General features: G+C 60.2%; 14 protein-coding genes and 1 pseudogene. 5 read left to right on the forward strand and 10 right to left on the reverse strand.

The features are described 5' to 3' along the window. The 7 genes and pseudogenes from MOV76_RS34720 to MOV76_RS34750 all read right to left on the reverse strand — a co-directional run. A pseudogene (locus tag MOV76_RS34720) lies at positions 1 to 287 on the reverse strand (sulfite exporter TauE/SafE family protein); the annotation flags it as partial. A 186-nt stretch (positions 288 to 473) separates the two neighbouring features. Continuing rightward, entirely contained in the window at positions 474 to 1,406 is a 933-nt protein-coding gene (gene argC, locus MOV76_RS34725; protein WP_018447506.1) for an N-acetyl-gamma-glutamyl-phosphate reductase, read from the reverse strand. Between the two features lie 60 nt (positions 1,407 to 1,466). After that, entirely contained in the window at positions 1,467 to 2,429 is a 963-nt protein-coding gene (speB, locus tag MOV76_RS34730; protein ID WP_018241559.1) for an agmatinase, read from the reverse strand. A gap of 224 nt (positions 2,430 to 2,653) precedes the next feature. Beyond that, the gene (gene cml / locus MOV76_RS34735; RefSeq protein ID WP_047621623.1) at positions 2,654 to 3,841 is read right to left on the reverse strand and encodes a CmlA/FloR family chloramphenicol efflux MFS transporter; all 1,188 of its coding nucleotides are present in this window, start codon (positions 3,839 to 3,841) and stop codon (positions 2,654 to 2,656) included. A gap of 307 nt (positions 3,842 to 4,148) precedes the next feature. Continuing rightward, a complete protein-coding gene (gene rpsI, locus MOV76_RS34740) occupies positions 4,149 to 4,616 on the reverse strand; it encodes a 30S ribosomal protein S9 (RefSeq protein ID WP_003547303.1) in 468 nt (155 codons plus the stop codon). 1 nt (position 4,617) lies between these two features. After that, on the reverse strand, positions 4,618 to 5,082 hold the full coding sequence (gene rplM / locus MOV76_RS34745) for a 50S ribosomal protein L13 (RefSeq protein ID WP_003558420.1): 465 nt from the start codon (positions 5,080 to 5,082) through the stop codon (positions 4,618 to 4,620). Between the two features lie 316 nt (positions 5,083 to 5,398). Then, positions 5,399 to 6,277 carry a LysR family transcriptional regulator gene (locus MOV76_RS34750; protein WP_047621653.1) on the reverse strand — a complete coding sequence of 293 codons (879 nt, stop codon included), beginning with the start codon at positions 6,275 to 6,277 and terminating at the stop codon, positions 5,399 to 5,401. Positions 6,278 to 6,371: 94 nt separating this feature from the next. On the opposite strand from MOV76_RS34750, the gene MOV76_RS34755 reads away from it, so the two are divergent. Together MOV76_RS34755 and MOV76_RS34760 are read left to right on the forward strand one after the other, a co-directional pair. Continuing rightward, the gene (locus MOV76_RS34755; RefSeq protein WP_018241563.1) at positions 6,372 to 6,602 is read left to right on the forward strand and encodes a DUF1127 domain-containing protein; all 231 of its coding nucleotides are present in this window, start codon (positions 6,372 to 6,374) and stop codon (positions 6,600 to 6,602) included. Between the two features lie 93 nt (positions 6,603 to 6,695). Next, complete coding sequence (locus MOV76_RS34760) at positions 6,696 to 7,526, forward strand: enoyl-CoA hydratase (protein ID WP_247266236.1); 831 nt, start codon at positions 6,696 to 6,698, stop codon at positions 7,524 to 7,526. On the opposite strand, the gene MOV76_RS34765 is transcribed toward MOV76_RS34760, so the two are convergent. Beyond that, the gene (locus tag MOV76_RS34765; RefSeq protein ID WP_026188358.1) at positions 7,527 to 8,363 is read right to left on the reverse strand and encodes an EamA family transporter; all 837 of its coding nucleotides are present in this window, start codon (positions 8,361 to 8,363) and stop codon (positions 7,527 to 7,529) included. Between the two features lie 475 nt (positions 8,364 to 8,838). Further along, positions 8,839 to 9,168, reverse strand: coding sequence for a hypothetical protein (locus tag MOV76_RS34770; protein ID WP_247266237.1), 330 nt, complete (start codon positions 9,166 to 9,168; stop codon positions 8,839 to 8,841). Positions 9,169 to 9,286: 118 nt separating this feature from the next. On the opposite strand from MOV76_RS34770, the gene MOV76_RS34775 reads away from it, so the two are divergent. The 3 genes from MOV76_RS34775 to MOV76_RS34785 all read left to right on the forward strand — a co-directional run bounded on the left by MOV76_RS34775 (position 9,287) and on the right by MOV76_RS34785 (position 11,425). After that, a complete protein-coding gene (locus MOV76_RS34775; RefSeq protein ID WP_018447514.1) occupies positions 9,287 to 9,715 on the forward strand; it encodes a CoA-binding protein in 429 nt (142 codons plus the stop codon). 117 nt (positions 9,716 to 9,832) lie between these two features. Further along, the gene (locus tag MOV76_RS34780) at positions 9,833 to 11,116 is read left to right on the forward strand and encodes an O-acetylhomoserine aminocarboxypropyltransferase (RefSeq protein WP_017993606.1); all 1,284 of its coding nucleotides are present in this window, start codon (positions 9,833 to 9,835) and stop codon (positions 11,114 to 11,116) included. 129 nt (positions 11,117 to 11,245) lie between these two features. After that, positions 11,246 to 11,425, forward strand: coding sequence for a nucleotidyltransferase family protein (locus MOV76_RS34785; protein ID WP_018447515.1), 180 nt, complete (start codon positions 11,246 to 11,248; stop codon positions 11,423 to 11,425). A 187-nt stretch (positions 11,426 to 11,612) separates the two neighbouring features. On the opposite strand, the gene MOV76_RS34790 is transcribed toward MOV76_RS34785, so the two are convergent. Then, positions 11,613 to 12,938: a serine hydrolase gene (locus MOV76_RS34790; protein WP_247266238.1), complete on the reverse strand. Its 1,326-nt coding sequence runs from the start codon at positions 12,936 to 12,938 to the stop codon at positions 11,613 to 11,615. Between the last annotated feature and the right edge of the window lie 379 nt (positions 12,939 to 13,317).

The following is a 13,317-nucleotide window of genomic DNA, read 5'->3' on the forward strand; positions in this document are numbered from 1 at the left end:
GCCCCCGCCGCCATGACGAAGACCTCGGGCCGGTTGGCGCCGCGCCAGGCGGGAGGGATCATCCCAAGCGCCGCAATGCCGTCGATGACGAGCAGGATCGGCGAGATCAGCTTCGGCCCGACGATCGCACCGCCGAGCGGAATGAAGATCAATGCGGCGCCGAAGCCCGAAAAGCCGCGGGCAAGCCCGGCGATGAAGGCAAACGCCATCAGCGCATAGATGCCATGGTCGGGCAGGGCAGCGGTAAACCATGCGTGCACGCCATCGACCAGCGCATCGAGCGTCATGACATCAGGCTCCGTGATTCGGGAATAGCGGGCGAGGAAAGTCCGCTCTCATAGCCCAATCGTCGCCGATGATCGAGCCGAAAGCGATGCCGCGGCCGCCGAGGGAGGCGGCCGCGGGGGAAAGATCATGATGAAGAGATCGACACAAAGCTCGAATGGCATCACCTCGATGCCGTCGTCTGCGCCTTACGAGGCGAGCATCAGGTCCATGTTCTGGACGGCGGCGCCCGAGGCGCCCTTGCCGAGATTGTCGAGCAGCGCGACGAGGTTCACCTGCGAAGCGCCTGAGGTGCCGAAGACGAAGAGCTTCATCGTGTCCTTGCCTTCGAGCTCGACGGCGTTGACGCGGGGCAGGGCCTTGCTTTCGGTCAGCGGCACGACACTGACGATATCCTGGCCGGCATAATGGGCGACGAGTGCGGCATGGATGCTTTCCATCGTCGTGCCCTCGGCGAGATCGTCGAGATGCAGTGGTACCTGCACGATCATGCCCTGCGCGAACTTGCCGACCGACGGCGAGAAGATCGGCGCGCGGTCGAGCAGGCCGTGCACGGTCATCTCGGGCACGTGTTTGTGGGTGAGCGGCAGGCCATAGAGGAAATGCGGCGCGGTGATCGCATCCGGGTGATCCGGGTTTTCCATCTGCGCGATCATCTGCTTGCCGCCGCCGGTATAGCCGGAGACCGCGTTGACCGTGACCGGATAGCCGTCGGGCAGAATGCCGGCGGCGCGCAGCGGCCGGATGAGGCCGATCGCTCCGGTGGGATAGCAGCCGGGGTTGGCGACGAAACGGGCGGCCTTGATTCTGTCGGCCTGCGCGCCGTCCATCTCGGCAAAGCCATAGGCCCAGCCGGGATTGACGCGGAAGGCGGTCGAGGTGTCGATGACGCGCACATTGTTGTTGGCCGAAACCATCTGCACCGCTTCCTTCGACGCATCGTCGGGCAGGCAGAGAATGGCGATGTCGGCGCTGTTCAGCATGTCCTCGCGCATGGCGGCGTTGCGCCGCTCGGCTTCGGGTATGGACAGAAGCTCGACATCGCGGCGGCCGGCCATGCGCGTGCGGATCTGCAGACCCGTCGTGCCGTGTTCGCCGTCGATGAAGATTTTCGGTGCCATGTTAAACCTGCGCTTTCAATGGGTTCTGAAGGTTTCCGGATTCAGTTTGAGGATGATAGGTCAGCCTTGTGACACGGCGATGGCGCGTCGCTCGGCATGAAGACCCAGCATATACATCGCCACCGTTGCCCCCGCAATGGCGGTGATATCAGCATGATCGTAGGGCGGCGACACCTCGACGACATCGGCGCCGCGGATATCGAGCTGGTGCAGGCGCTGCAGCACCGAGAGGATCTTGGCGCTCGACGGTCCGCCGGCAACCGGCGTGCCGGTGCCCGGCGCAAAGGCCGGATCGAGGCAATCGATATCGAACGTGAGATAGGCCGGCGCCCCGCGTGTGTGGGAGATGATCGCCGAGGCGATATCGCTGGCGCTCATCTCCTCGACCTGATGACCGTAGAGAATGTTGACGCCGCAATCCTCCGGCGCATGGGTGCGGATGCCGATCTGGATCGAGCGGTCGGGATCGATGATGCCCTCGCGGGCGGCCCGCGCCACGAATGAACCATGATCGATGCGGCGTTCCTCGTCGAACCAGGTGTCTTGGTGCGCGTCGAACTGCACGAGCGCCAGCGGCCCATGTTTTGCCACATGGGCTTTCAGCAGCGGCCAGGTGACGTAATGATCGCCGCCGAGCGTCAGCAGGAAGGCGCCGCTGTCGAGGATGACATTCGCCTGTCGTTCGATGGCGGCTGGCGTGTCCTGATGATTGCCATAATCGAGCAGGCAATCGCCGTAGTCGATCACGGCCATTTCGGCGAAGAGATCACGGTGGAAGGGATATTGCGCATCATTGTCGAAGATCGCCGAGGCGCGCCGGATCGCTTGCGGCCCGAAACGTGTGCCCGGCCTGTTCGATGTCGCGGCATCGAAGGGAATACCCCAGACGGCAACGTCGACGCCGGCGAGCTCCTTGGTGAAGCGGCGGCGCATGAAGGACAGGGCGCCGGCAAATGTCGGGTCGCTGGCAGCGGAGGTGAGGCTGGTCGCCGTGAAGGCGTGGTCAATCGATCTGTTCGCCAAGTCATGCTCCTTTTTTCGGTCGCAAAACCGTAGTCGCGTTCGATGCGGACGCTGCATTGCATGATCGCCGTTGACGTGAGGGTGCCAGGCGGCGGTTCTCTCGCGAAGGAACTGGCCGATCCCCTGCGCGCAGAAAGGGGTAGGCGAGGTGCGTACAGATTTCAAGCGATCGTTCGGACGACGGCCGCTCGTTATCGTCGAGCGACCGTCATTTGCTCGTCTGCCTATCGGGCCGGCTCCGGCAGGCACCACAATCCAGCCAGCGTCGTCAGCGCGGTCGCACAGACATAGGCCGCGAGCGGCCAGGCGCTGTCGCCGCCGAGCAGAAGCACGAAGAAAGTTCCGGCAACTCCGACGATGATGCTCTCGACGCAGCAATAAAGCGCGACCGCCGTTCCTGCCGTGTCGCCAAAGGCGTCGAGCGCGCCGTTGGCGGTGACCGCGGTCGCAAGGACGATGCCGATCGCGATGATCCACATCGGCACGACGAAGCTGACCAGGGAAGGCTGCAGAAACAACTCTCCGAAGACAAGCAGCATAGCGCCGGAAAGCAGCACGGCCATGCCTCTGGCAAGGCTGCCTGCAATGCCCCAGCGCATGACGAAGTGTTTGGCAAAACGCGCCGTCACGATCATTACCAGCGCCACCGTGGCAAAGACGAAGCTGAAGGCGATGCCGGAGAATCCGGCTTTATCGATCAAGATGCGGGGTGCTGTCGAGAAGAAGACGAAGAAGGCGCCCATCGCTGTACTGAAGCCCACTGTATAAACCCAGAAGGGTAAGCTTGTAAGGATCGGGCGGAGAGCGATCTTTGCAGTGGCGGCGGGGCGGGTTTCATGCCACCGCATGCCGGCATTGAAAAGGGCGGCAACCGAAAGGAGGCCGATGACGAGGAAGATGGCGCGCCAACCGAAGCGATCGGCGATCAGGGCTCCGGCGATCGGAGCTAATGCAGGCACGAAGGAGAGGATGGAGCCGAGAAGGCCATAAATCGTGCTGCTTTCGGGACGCCCGGCATAGACGTCGCGCACTGTTGCGAAAGTTGCAACCAGTGTCGCCGACGCACCGATGGCTTGCGCCAATCTCAACACCACGAAGAGCGGTGCTGACGAGGAGATGGCAAGCAGGAAGGATGAAGCGGCAAAGAGTGCCGCGCCTCCGAGCAGGACAGGCCGTCGTCCGACAATATCGGAAATTGGGCCGAAGACGATCTGCCCGGCGCCGAGCAGGAGCATGTAGAGGCTGAGGGTCAGTTGGACGACGGCCGGCGAGGTACCGAGCGCCTCCGGCATGACCGGCACGATCGGCAGATAGATATCCATGGCAAGCGAAGCCAGGATGTCGAACGGTGCCATCAGCAACAAGGCTGCCGGCAGGGAATAGTTCCAGGGCCGGATTTTGGGATAGGACATGGGAAAGAACCCGCTCAAATGATTTCATTCGGCGGCGATCTGTCTCTTCATCAGTATCGGGATTGGCCGGACAGACGCCGCAACAACAGGGCAAAGTTGTTGCGGCCTATTTGTCTGCGGACTTGGTTATTCCCATGATTCGACCCTTGAATGTGGCCTCGCTTAATCCCGAAGCGTTTTGCCAAGTTTCTACCAGCAGAACCGGAATGCGACAATGGCATGCCGGCACGCTTCCAATTGGCTTAACAGAGCAAAACAAAAAGGCCGGGTTGCCCCGGCCTTCGTAAATCCTGTCTGTCCGAAGCGATTAACGCTTGGAGAACTGGAACGAGCGGCGGGCCTTTGCCTTGCCGTACTTCTTGCGTTCGACGACGCGGCTGTCGCGGGTCAGGAAGCCGCCCTTCTTCAGCACCGCGCGCAGGCCCGGTTCGAAGTAGGTGAGCGCCTTGGACACGCCGTGGCGAACGGCACCGGCCTGGCCGGAGAGGCCGCCGCCGGCAACGGTTGCGACGATGTCGAACTGGCCGTCACGGGCAGCCGCGACGATCGGCTGGCGCAGGATCATCTGCAGCACCGGACGAGCGAAATATTCCGCGAATTCCTTGCCGTTGACGATGATCTTGCCGGAGCCCGGCTTGACCCAGACGCGGGCGACGGCGTTCTTGCGCTTGCCGGTCGCGTAGGAGCGGCCGAGCGAATCGACCTTGCGGACGTGGGCCGGAGCAGCAGCTTCGGAAGCCGTGCCGAGATCCTTCAGGGAGGAGAGGTCAGCCATATCAGGCGCTCCTTACGTTCTTTTTGTTGAGCGCGGCAACGTCGAGGGCGACCGGCTGCTGGGCTTCATGGGGATGGTTGGAACCGGCGTAAACGCGCAGATTCTTCATCTGGCGACGGCCGAGCGGGCCACGCGGAACCATGCGTTCGACGGCCTTTTCGAGGACGCGCTCCGGGAAGCGGCCTTCGATGATCTGGCGTGCGCTGCGTTCCTTGATGCCGCCGGCATAACCGGTGTGCCAGTAGTAGACCTTGTCGGAATACTTCTTGCCGGTGAAAACGACCTTTTCGGCATTGATGACGATGACGTTGTCGCCGTCGTCAACGTGAGGCGTGAAGGTTGCCTTGTGCTTGCCGCGCAGGCGCATAGCGATGATGGAAGCGAGACGGCCAACGACCAGCCCTTCGGCGTCGATGATCACCCACTTCTTCTCCACCTCTGCAGGCTTCTGGGAGAAGGTTGCCATAGTGAATACTCTCTTTTGGGACCCTTGGCCCGAAGGCTTGAAGGGCGTTTCTTGTTGCTTGGATTGGCACGCTCGAGGCATGCCAAAAAGAAAGCAGCCCGGATAGGCTGCGTTCTGGCGCGGTGTATAAAGGGAATACGACATGGGGTCAATATCGACTTTCCCGAGGTTTGGAAAAAAAATAAAGCAAAAACAATTAGTTAGATATATGGTATTATAATACCTCATATTTGTCGAGGTCCCAGGCTGCTGCGCCGGACGTTTTTGGCGTCGCCTCTGCCGGTTTGACGTAACGTCCGACGGTCGAAAGCAGCTCTCAACCTTTGAACGCGCGTAGGCATTTCATCATTTCGCGAAGGCCGCGTGTCAGATGTTTGTCCCGGCGTAGAACCATGCCGAGGCGGCGCGTCAGCCGCGGGTTCAGCGATGATGTCGTCACGAGGCCGGCGCGGTCGCGCTTCAGCGCCAGCCCCGGCAGGATCGACCAGCCAAGTCCTACAGCCACCAGCTCCTTGATCGCCTCGATACTGCCAAACTCCATCGCAGGTCGGATCCTGGTATCCGGGGCGGCTAACCACGCGTCGATTGCGCGCCTGGTATTGCCGCCCTCATAGAGCAGCAGCGTCCTGTCGCGCATGAAAGCGGCGTCCGGCCCGTCTTCGGGCATGAGGCTGCCCGCGGGGGCGACGGCCAGCAATTCCTCTTCGTAGAACGGTTCGATCTCGAAGTTCCGTCCCGATGCCGGCAGGGCAACGACAGCGATGTCGAGGCTGTTGGCTTCCAGTTCGTGCAGAATGCCGTCGGCATCGCCGATGCGCACGGTGATTTCGAGCCCGGGCATGCGTTTTCTGGCGGCAGCAATGGCGCGAGGAAGCAGATGGATCGACGCCGTGCCGCCGCTGCCGATGCGCACGCGGCCGCTCGCACCATCTCTGTACGGCACCATCGCTTCTTCCGCGGCGGCCGATTCCTGAAGTAGCCGCCTTGCATGCACGAGCAGGTCGAGGCCTGCAGCGGTCGGCTGTGCTCGCCGTCCGACGCGCTCGATCAGCCGGACGCCGAGCCGCTGTTCGAGCCCCTTGACCTGCAGGCTGACGGCCGGTTGCGTCAGGCCTTCCTTGTCGGCCGCAGCCGTAAAGCTTCCGAGATCCGCAACATTGACGAAGGTGGCAAGCTGATCAAGATTGAGAGGCATACCAAAGAAATCCTTATGCATATTATAATATCAATAAGCTTCTCTCGCGGCATTTTCCAGCGCATCTTTCACCCGTTCAAGAAAGGAAGAAGCGATGGCTCTGGAATTGAGCGAGATCTTCGAAACACCTCGCGATATCGTTCGGTCGAGAATTCGCTGGATGGCGCGATGGAGCCGGCGGCTGCTGATGACAGTCGAACATCACCTCGAAAAGCGCCGCAGCCGTCGCACGCTTTCGGAACTCACCGACGACGAGCTTTGCGATGTCGGTCTGACCCGTGCGCAGGCGAGGGCCGAGACATCGAAGTCGTGGTTCTGGTCCTGACTTCAGCGGCCAAGGCGGGGTGCGGATCCTGCTCGAAATTGCCGGCGCCTTGTGGCAAAACGTCTGCCTGAATCGAGCGCAGGGAGCAGCATCATGGCCCAAATCGTATCTTTCCCGGACGCAGCCAGAGCGGAAGAGGGCGGATTGTTGATCCGCTCGCTGCGCGACGGCGTGCTGCGGTTGGTGCTCAACAACCCACCGGCGAATGTGTTTTCGATCGCACTTCTCGAAGCGCTGATGGGCGAGCTGGAGACGGCCGAGGCGGAGCCGGATGTACGCGTCGTCGTCATCGCCTCGACCGGTAACGTCTTTTCCGCCGGGCATGATCTCAAGGAACTCACGACCCATCGCGCCGATGAAGATCAGGGTGCCGATTTCTTCGAAAAGACCTTTCGGCTCGCTGCCGATCTGATGCTCAAGATCGCGCATCTGCCGAAGCCTGTCATCGCCGAGATCGACGGGCTTGCAACGGCTGCGGGCTGCCAGCTCGTTGCCTCCTGCGATCTGGCGATCTGCACGGATAGTTCGACATTCTGCACGCCGGGCGTCAATATCGGCCTGTTTTGTTCGACGCCGATGGTGGCAGTTTCCCGTGCCGCGCACCGCAAGCAGGCGATGGAGATGCTGCTGACCGGCGAGACGATCGACGCCTCGACTGCCAAGGATTTCGGCCTCGTCAACCGTATCGTGCCCAAGCAGTATCTGGCGCAGGTGGTTTCCAAATATGCGGCTGTGATCGCCAGCAAGTCACCGCTGACGCTGAAGATTGGCAAGGAAGCCTTCAACCGGCAGCTCGAACTGCCAGTGGAGGCGGCATATGATTATACCGCCAGGGTGATGGTCGAGAACATGCTGACGCAGGATGCTCAGGAAGGGATCGGTGCCTTCCTCGGCAAGCGCAAGCCGGACTGGAAGGGCGAGTGACTACGCCAGTTTCAAAATCAGCCCGCCGATGGCGATGACGACGCCGGCGACGTAGCGCCAGATGCTGGCTTTTTCCTTGAAGACGGTGATCGAGATCACCAGCGCAAAGAGGATCGCGGTTTCCCGCAGCGCTGCGACGGTCGCGACCGGGGCTTTCGTCATCGCCCAGAGTGCCAGCCCATAGGAGGCGATCGAGCCGGCGCCGCCGATGAGGCCGCGCCACCAGTTGCGACGAACGTGACGCACGACGGCGACAGTGCCGCGTTGCGAAACCGCCCAGGAAAACAGTAGGACGGGTGGCAGCAGCGACATCCACAAAGTGTAGGAAACCGCATTGCCGGAGATACGCGCGCCGATGCCGTCGACATAGGTGTAGCTGGCGATGACACAGGCATTGGCAAGCGACAGCATGACGGCGCGGCTGCTGCCGCGCCGTGCCTCCAGAGCGAGTGTGAGGACGCCGGCGCAAATCGTCATCGTGCCGGCAAGGGCGCCGCTGGAAAGATTTTCCTTCAGGATGAAACCGCTTGTCGCGGCGATCAGTAGCGGTGCGCAGCCGCGCATCAGCGGATAGACGAGACCGATATCGCCAGCCCGGTAGGCGGCGGCGACCAACTGGAAATAAGCGAACTGCAGGATGGCAGAGGCGCCGATGAACGGCCAGGCCGAGGCGTGCGGCAACGGCAGGAACGCCAGGAACGGCAACGCCGAAACAGCGCCGCCGGCAGAGATCAGCGCCGCATCCAGGGATTTATCACTCCCCGCCTTGACGATGGCGTTCCATGTCGCGTGCAGCAGTGCGCCGAAGAGAACGAGCAGGATGACGTCGAGAGGCAAGGGAGTAAATCCGGAAAGGATGACAGGAAGCGGAATACGTCTCGCCTTCGGCGTTTCAAATTCCTGAAAAGACAACTGGGATTTGCACGAAAATGTACGGCTGCGGTCGCTTATGCGTTCATATGTCGAATAGCATCCTTCCACTATGTGAACAATGGCGGCGCATTGGAGCAATTTTTACGTGCGCGCGACATGCGTTCAATCCGCACGATCCTTTCAACTATGAGATGTTTCTAATGGATAGAAGAACAAAGGGCGGAATTACCACGAACAAAAAGAGAAAATATCTACAGGAGCGAGGGAGCCGATTATTCTATGCTGCTGAAATATAGATATTATTCTATAGCTTTGACATAGGGGGAAATTGAAGCTTCCGATTGTGAATCTTCAAGAAATCGCAGCGCACAATTGAGCCAAAACCTTTCGCAAACGCGAAAGACGTACAGTTTCGGCGGCTGTCACGACGTTGAAAACATCAAAGCTGATGATGCGGAATGAAGAGCATCCCGTCAAGGTTGTCGATGCTCTGGCAATTCAGGACCTGGCAGCGCGGATTGTCCTTTGAGGGGATATGCGTCCATTCCGCATAGTCGGTCGCGTCGCAATAATTGCTGTTGCGGACATAGCGATCGTAGAGCGGCAAGCCACGGGGAGATTGGTAGCGGAAGATGACGGCGCCTTGATTGTGGATGGCGGCGCGCACGCTGGCACAGCTCATGGTGAGCGGATTGTAGCGCGAGATCGCCAGCGCCGGCGATGCGGCGAGCACGAGCATGAGCATGAGGGCAAGAGCGATTTTTTTCATCGAATCATCCTCAGGGAGTATCCAATTCATATATACGGAAAAGATGCCCAGCCGGTTTCACGGAAACGCAAAAAAATGCGCGCCGTGGCGAAGGGCTTACGGGAGTGGAGAAACGGATATGAATCACGACGTCTACACGGATGATTACCTCGCCGGAATTCTGCATTCGGTAAAGACCATCGCGCTGACCGGCGCCTCACCCAATCCGGCCAGGCCGAGCAACGGCGTCATGGGCTATCTGTTGTCGCGCGGCTACGAGGTCATTCCTGTCAATCCGGGGCAGGCGGGCAAACAGATCCAGGGCCGCAACGTGTATGCCCGGCTCGCCGACATTCCCATGCCGGTCGACATGGTCGACGTATTTCGCGCTTCCGAATATCTGGACGGGGTCGTCGAGGAGGCGCTGGCGCTGAGGCCGCTGCCGAAGATCATCTGGTCTCAACTTGGTGTCCGCGACAATGCGGCTGCGGCAAAGGCGGAGGCCGCCGGCATCAAGGTGGTGATGAACCGCTGCCCGGCGATCGAATATCCTCGTCTCATTGCCTGAGTTGCGGTTCGCGGAGACGGATTTTCCACGGAACGCCGATGGGTTGAAACGGATCGCGATTAACTTTCGTTCGCGAGAGGCTATGATCCCTCCCGTCAGCAATAACGGGAGGACGACATGGCCAAGAATGATCCGGGATTCAACACGTTGGCGATCCACGCCGGCGCGCAGCCCGACCCGGCGACCGGCGCGCGGGTAACGCCGATCTACCAGACGACCGCTTTCGTCTTCAATGATTCCGATCATGCCGCCGCCCTCTTCGGTCTGCAGGCCTTCGGCAACATCTACACCCGCATCATGAACCCGACACAGGCCGTTCTCGAGGAGCGCGTCGCAGCGCTCGAGGGCGGCACGGCCGCCCTTGCCGTCGCCTCCGGCCATGCGGCGCAGGTGATCGTCTTCCACAATATCATGCGTCCTGGCGAGAATTTCATCGCTGCCCGCCAGCTCTACGGCGGCTCGATCAACCAGTTCGGCCACGCCTTCGAGAATTTCGGCTGGCAGGTGCGCTGGGCCGATGCCGCCGATCCGGCAAGTTTCGAAAGCCAGATCGACGACAAGACGCGCGGCATCTTCATCGAGAGCCTGGCCAATCCCGGCGGCACCTTCGTCGATATCGCTGCCATCGCCGACGTCGCGCATCGCCACGGCCTGCCGCTGATCGTCGACAATACGATGGCGACACCCTATTTCATCCGTCCGATCGAGCATGGCGCCGACATCGTCGTGCATTCACTGACGAAGTTTCTCGGCGGCCACGGCAATTCCATGGGTGGCCTCATCGTCGACGGCGGCACCTTCGACTGGTCGAAATCCGGCAATTATCCGATGCTGTCGAGCCCGCGGCCGGAATATAACGGCATGGTCCTGCACGCGACCTTCGGCAATTTCGCCTTTGCGATCGCTGCCCGCGTGCTCGGCCTGCGCGATCTCGGGCCGGCGATCTCGCCCTTCAACGCCTTCCTGATCCTGACCGGCATCGAGACGCTGCCGCTCAGGATGCAGCGTCACAGCGACAATGCGATCGCCGTCGCGAAGTGGCTGAAGGCGCACAGCAAGATCGCCTGGGTGAATTATGCCGGCCTCGACGACGATCCGAACCATGCCCTGCAGCAGCGTTACTCGCCGAAGGGCGCAGGCTCCGTCTTCACCTTTGGCGTCAAGGGCGGCTATGAGGCGGGCAAGACGCTGGTCGAGGGGCTGGAGCTCTTCTCTCATCTTGCCAATATCGGCGACACCCGTTCGCTCGTCATCCATCCGGCCTCGACAACGCACCGGCAGTTGACCGACGAGCAGCGGATCGCCGCCGGTGCGGGGCCTGACGTGGTGCGCCTTTCCGTCGGCATCGAGGACGTCAAGGACATCATCGCCGATCTTGAGCAGGCGCTCTCAAAGATCTGATGTAGTTCGTCACATACCTCTGAAACCTACGTCAGTTCCTTTGACAACTTTTTTGAGCAGGTTGTATTGAGTCGACCGCCGAGAAACCCCTAAAAACAGGGCGTTTTCGGCGGTCAAAAGAATGCCAGATTGCACAATGGCGGCCTGGAACTTTGTGCTCCGTTCGGCCTTTCCGACCTTCTCGGCGGCGTTGTTCGTGCGAACAAAAGGCAGATCACGCGAGAGGTATACGAGCGGAAGGTCGACCGATGGATCAAATTCTGGCCCAAGCTCACAATCGTGAATTGGCATGAGGCAAATATGAGATGACGTAGGATCAAGTGCAGCGGCTTGCCAGAACAGGACCTGCCGAGGCTAGGCTCCAAGCAGAGAGTTCAGAGCGATGACTACGCCTGCGCGGAATACCTGGTGAAGTGGCCTGACGGACTCGTAGCGCGAGCTTTCGCGGCATCGTCACGTTAATGCTGCTTTTGCTTCTTCTATGGGCTGCACTTCTTCAGGCCCCTGTCAACGCACCATAGACGAGTGCGCGCAGCTCTTTACGCACAGGAATGGCGCTTGAAGGCAGAAGTTGCGTGAAGAGAATGACAACCATGTCGTCGACCGGGCTTACCCAGAAGAAGGTGCCTGCCGCGCCGCCCCAGCCATAGTCTCCCACCTGCGCCGAAATTTGTGCCTTGGCCGGATCAAGGACGACAGAGCCCAACAGACCGAACCCGACGCCATCAAACTGAGTTTCGGACCAAACTTCGGCTGCCAGCGAGGCAAGATCGCCCGGCAGGTGATTGCACGCCGCCAATCTCAAAGTGCGGGGACTGAGGATGCGTTCGCCGTTGAGTTCACCTCCAGCCCGCAGCATTTCGGCGAACCGCCAATAGTCGTCGATGGTTCCGACGAGCCCGCCTCCGCCGCAGAACGTGTCAACCTTGCCTTGCCGCCACTCCGAAACCTTCGGCGCTTCGTGCAAAGCCATTCCGCCAGCCATGGCCTCATAGAGTGGGGGAAAACGGCTGATCTCAGACCCCGGCACAGAGAAGCCGGTGTCGGTCATGCCGAGGGGCTCGAAGATGCGAGTCGCGAAGTACTTGTCGAGCGTCATTCCGGAAACGACTTCAACGATGCGGCCGATGACATCTAACCCGGTGCTGTATTGCCATTTCGTACCCGGCTCCCATTCCAATGGCAGCTCGGCGATCCTGCACACCATCTTGTCGAGCCCACCGTAGGCAAGGGCGAGGCCGAGTTTTTCTTTGGCATAAGCTTCGCCGAGTATACCGGGGTTCGTAAAAAGGCTTAGGCCAGATGTGTGGGTCAGCAGATGACGGATCGTCATCTTCGTTTTGACGGGCACCGTTTGGTCGAGCGACGTTGCGTCCGGTATCAGAAGTTGCCTATTTTTGAATTCCGGCAGGTAAGTTTCGACCGGATCGTCGAGATGCACGCGCGCCTCCTCGTACAGCATCATCAGCGCTACGGCGGTGACAGGCTTGGTCATCGAGTAGATGCGGGCGATGAGGTCGCGCTGCCAAGGCCGCTTGGCTTCGACGTCGGCGTGCCCGGCGCAGTCGAAAAAGGCGAGTTCTCCATGACGCGCGATGAGCACCGCACCACCCGGCCAGCGCCCGGTGTCGGCATATCGCTGCATCCACCGCTTCAGTCGCGCCAGCCGCGGCTTGTCGAAGCCGAGGTCCCCAGGATCACGAACTGGTTCGCTACCCAATTGACTCATCGCGCAAATGTCCTGTCGCAGGCGAAGGCCCTTTGGACAATCCTGCGCTTTCCCCGCATTATTGCAATAGTTGCCTGCTTGTAGCGAGTTCATTGTGCTTCATTTTGGCCGGATTCCCTTCCTTAATCCTGTCGAGATTGGGATACAGGAACGTATGAAGTGTCTAGGGGTATCGCAACCGCTTCGGCGCTCGGAAGGCGCTCGCTCAGCGGCTATTTCTTGCGCGGTTCGTGTGCGGTAAAGCCTCGAAGGGCTTTCGATGATGGGGTCGGACGAACGTACATCATTTATTACTTCGCACCTGCGGTAATTATCATACGATTCAAAACGCTAAATAATCACAAAAATCAGTTGCTTACTCGAAATTTCTCGACTACGTTTTTTACAGAAGAGTTCCGAAATAACCGGCCCTCGCCGGCGATACTCAGCGGTCGTTTGACCTCGCTTGAGGAGGATGATGACGTTGTTTGTC

Source organism: Rhizobium sp. PRIMUS64, assembly GCF_023006465.1.
GTDB lineage: Bacteria > Pseudomonadota > Alphaproteobacteria > Rhizobiales > Rhizobiaceae > Rhizobium > Rhizobium leguminosarum.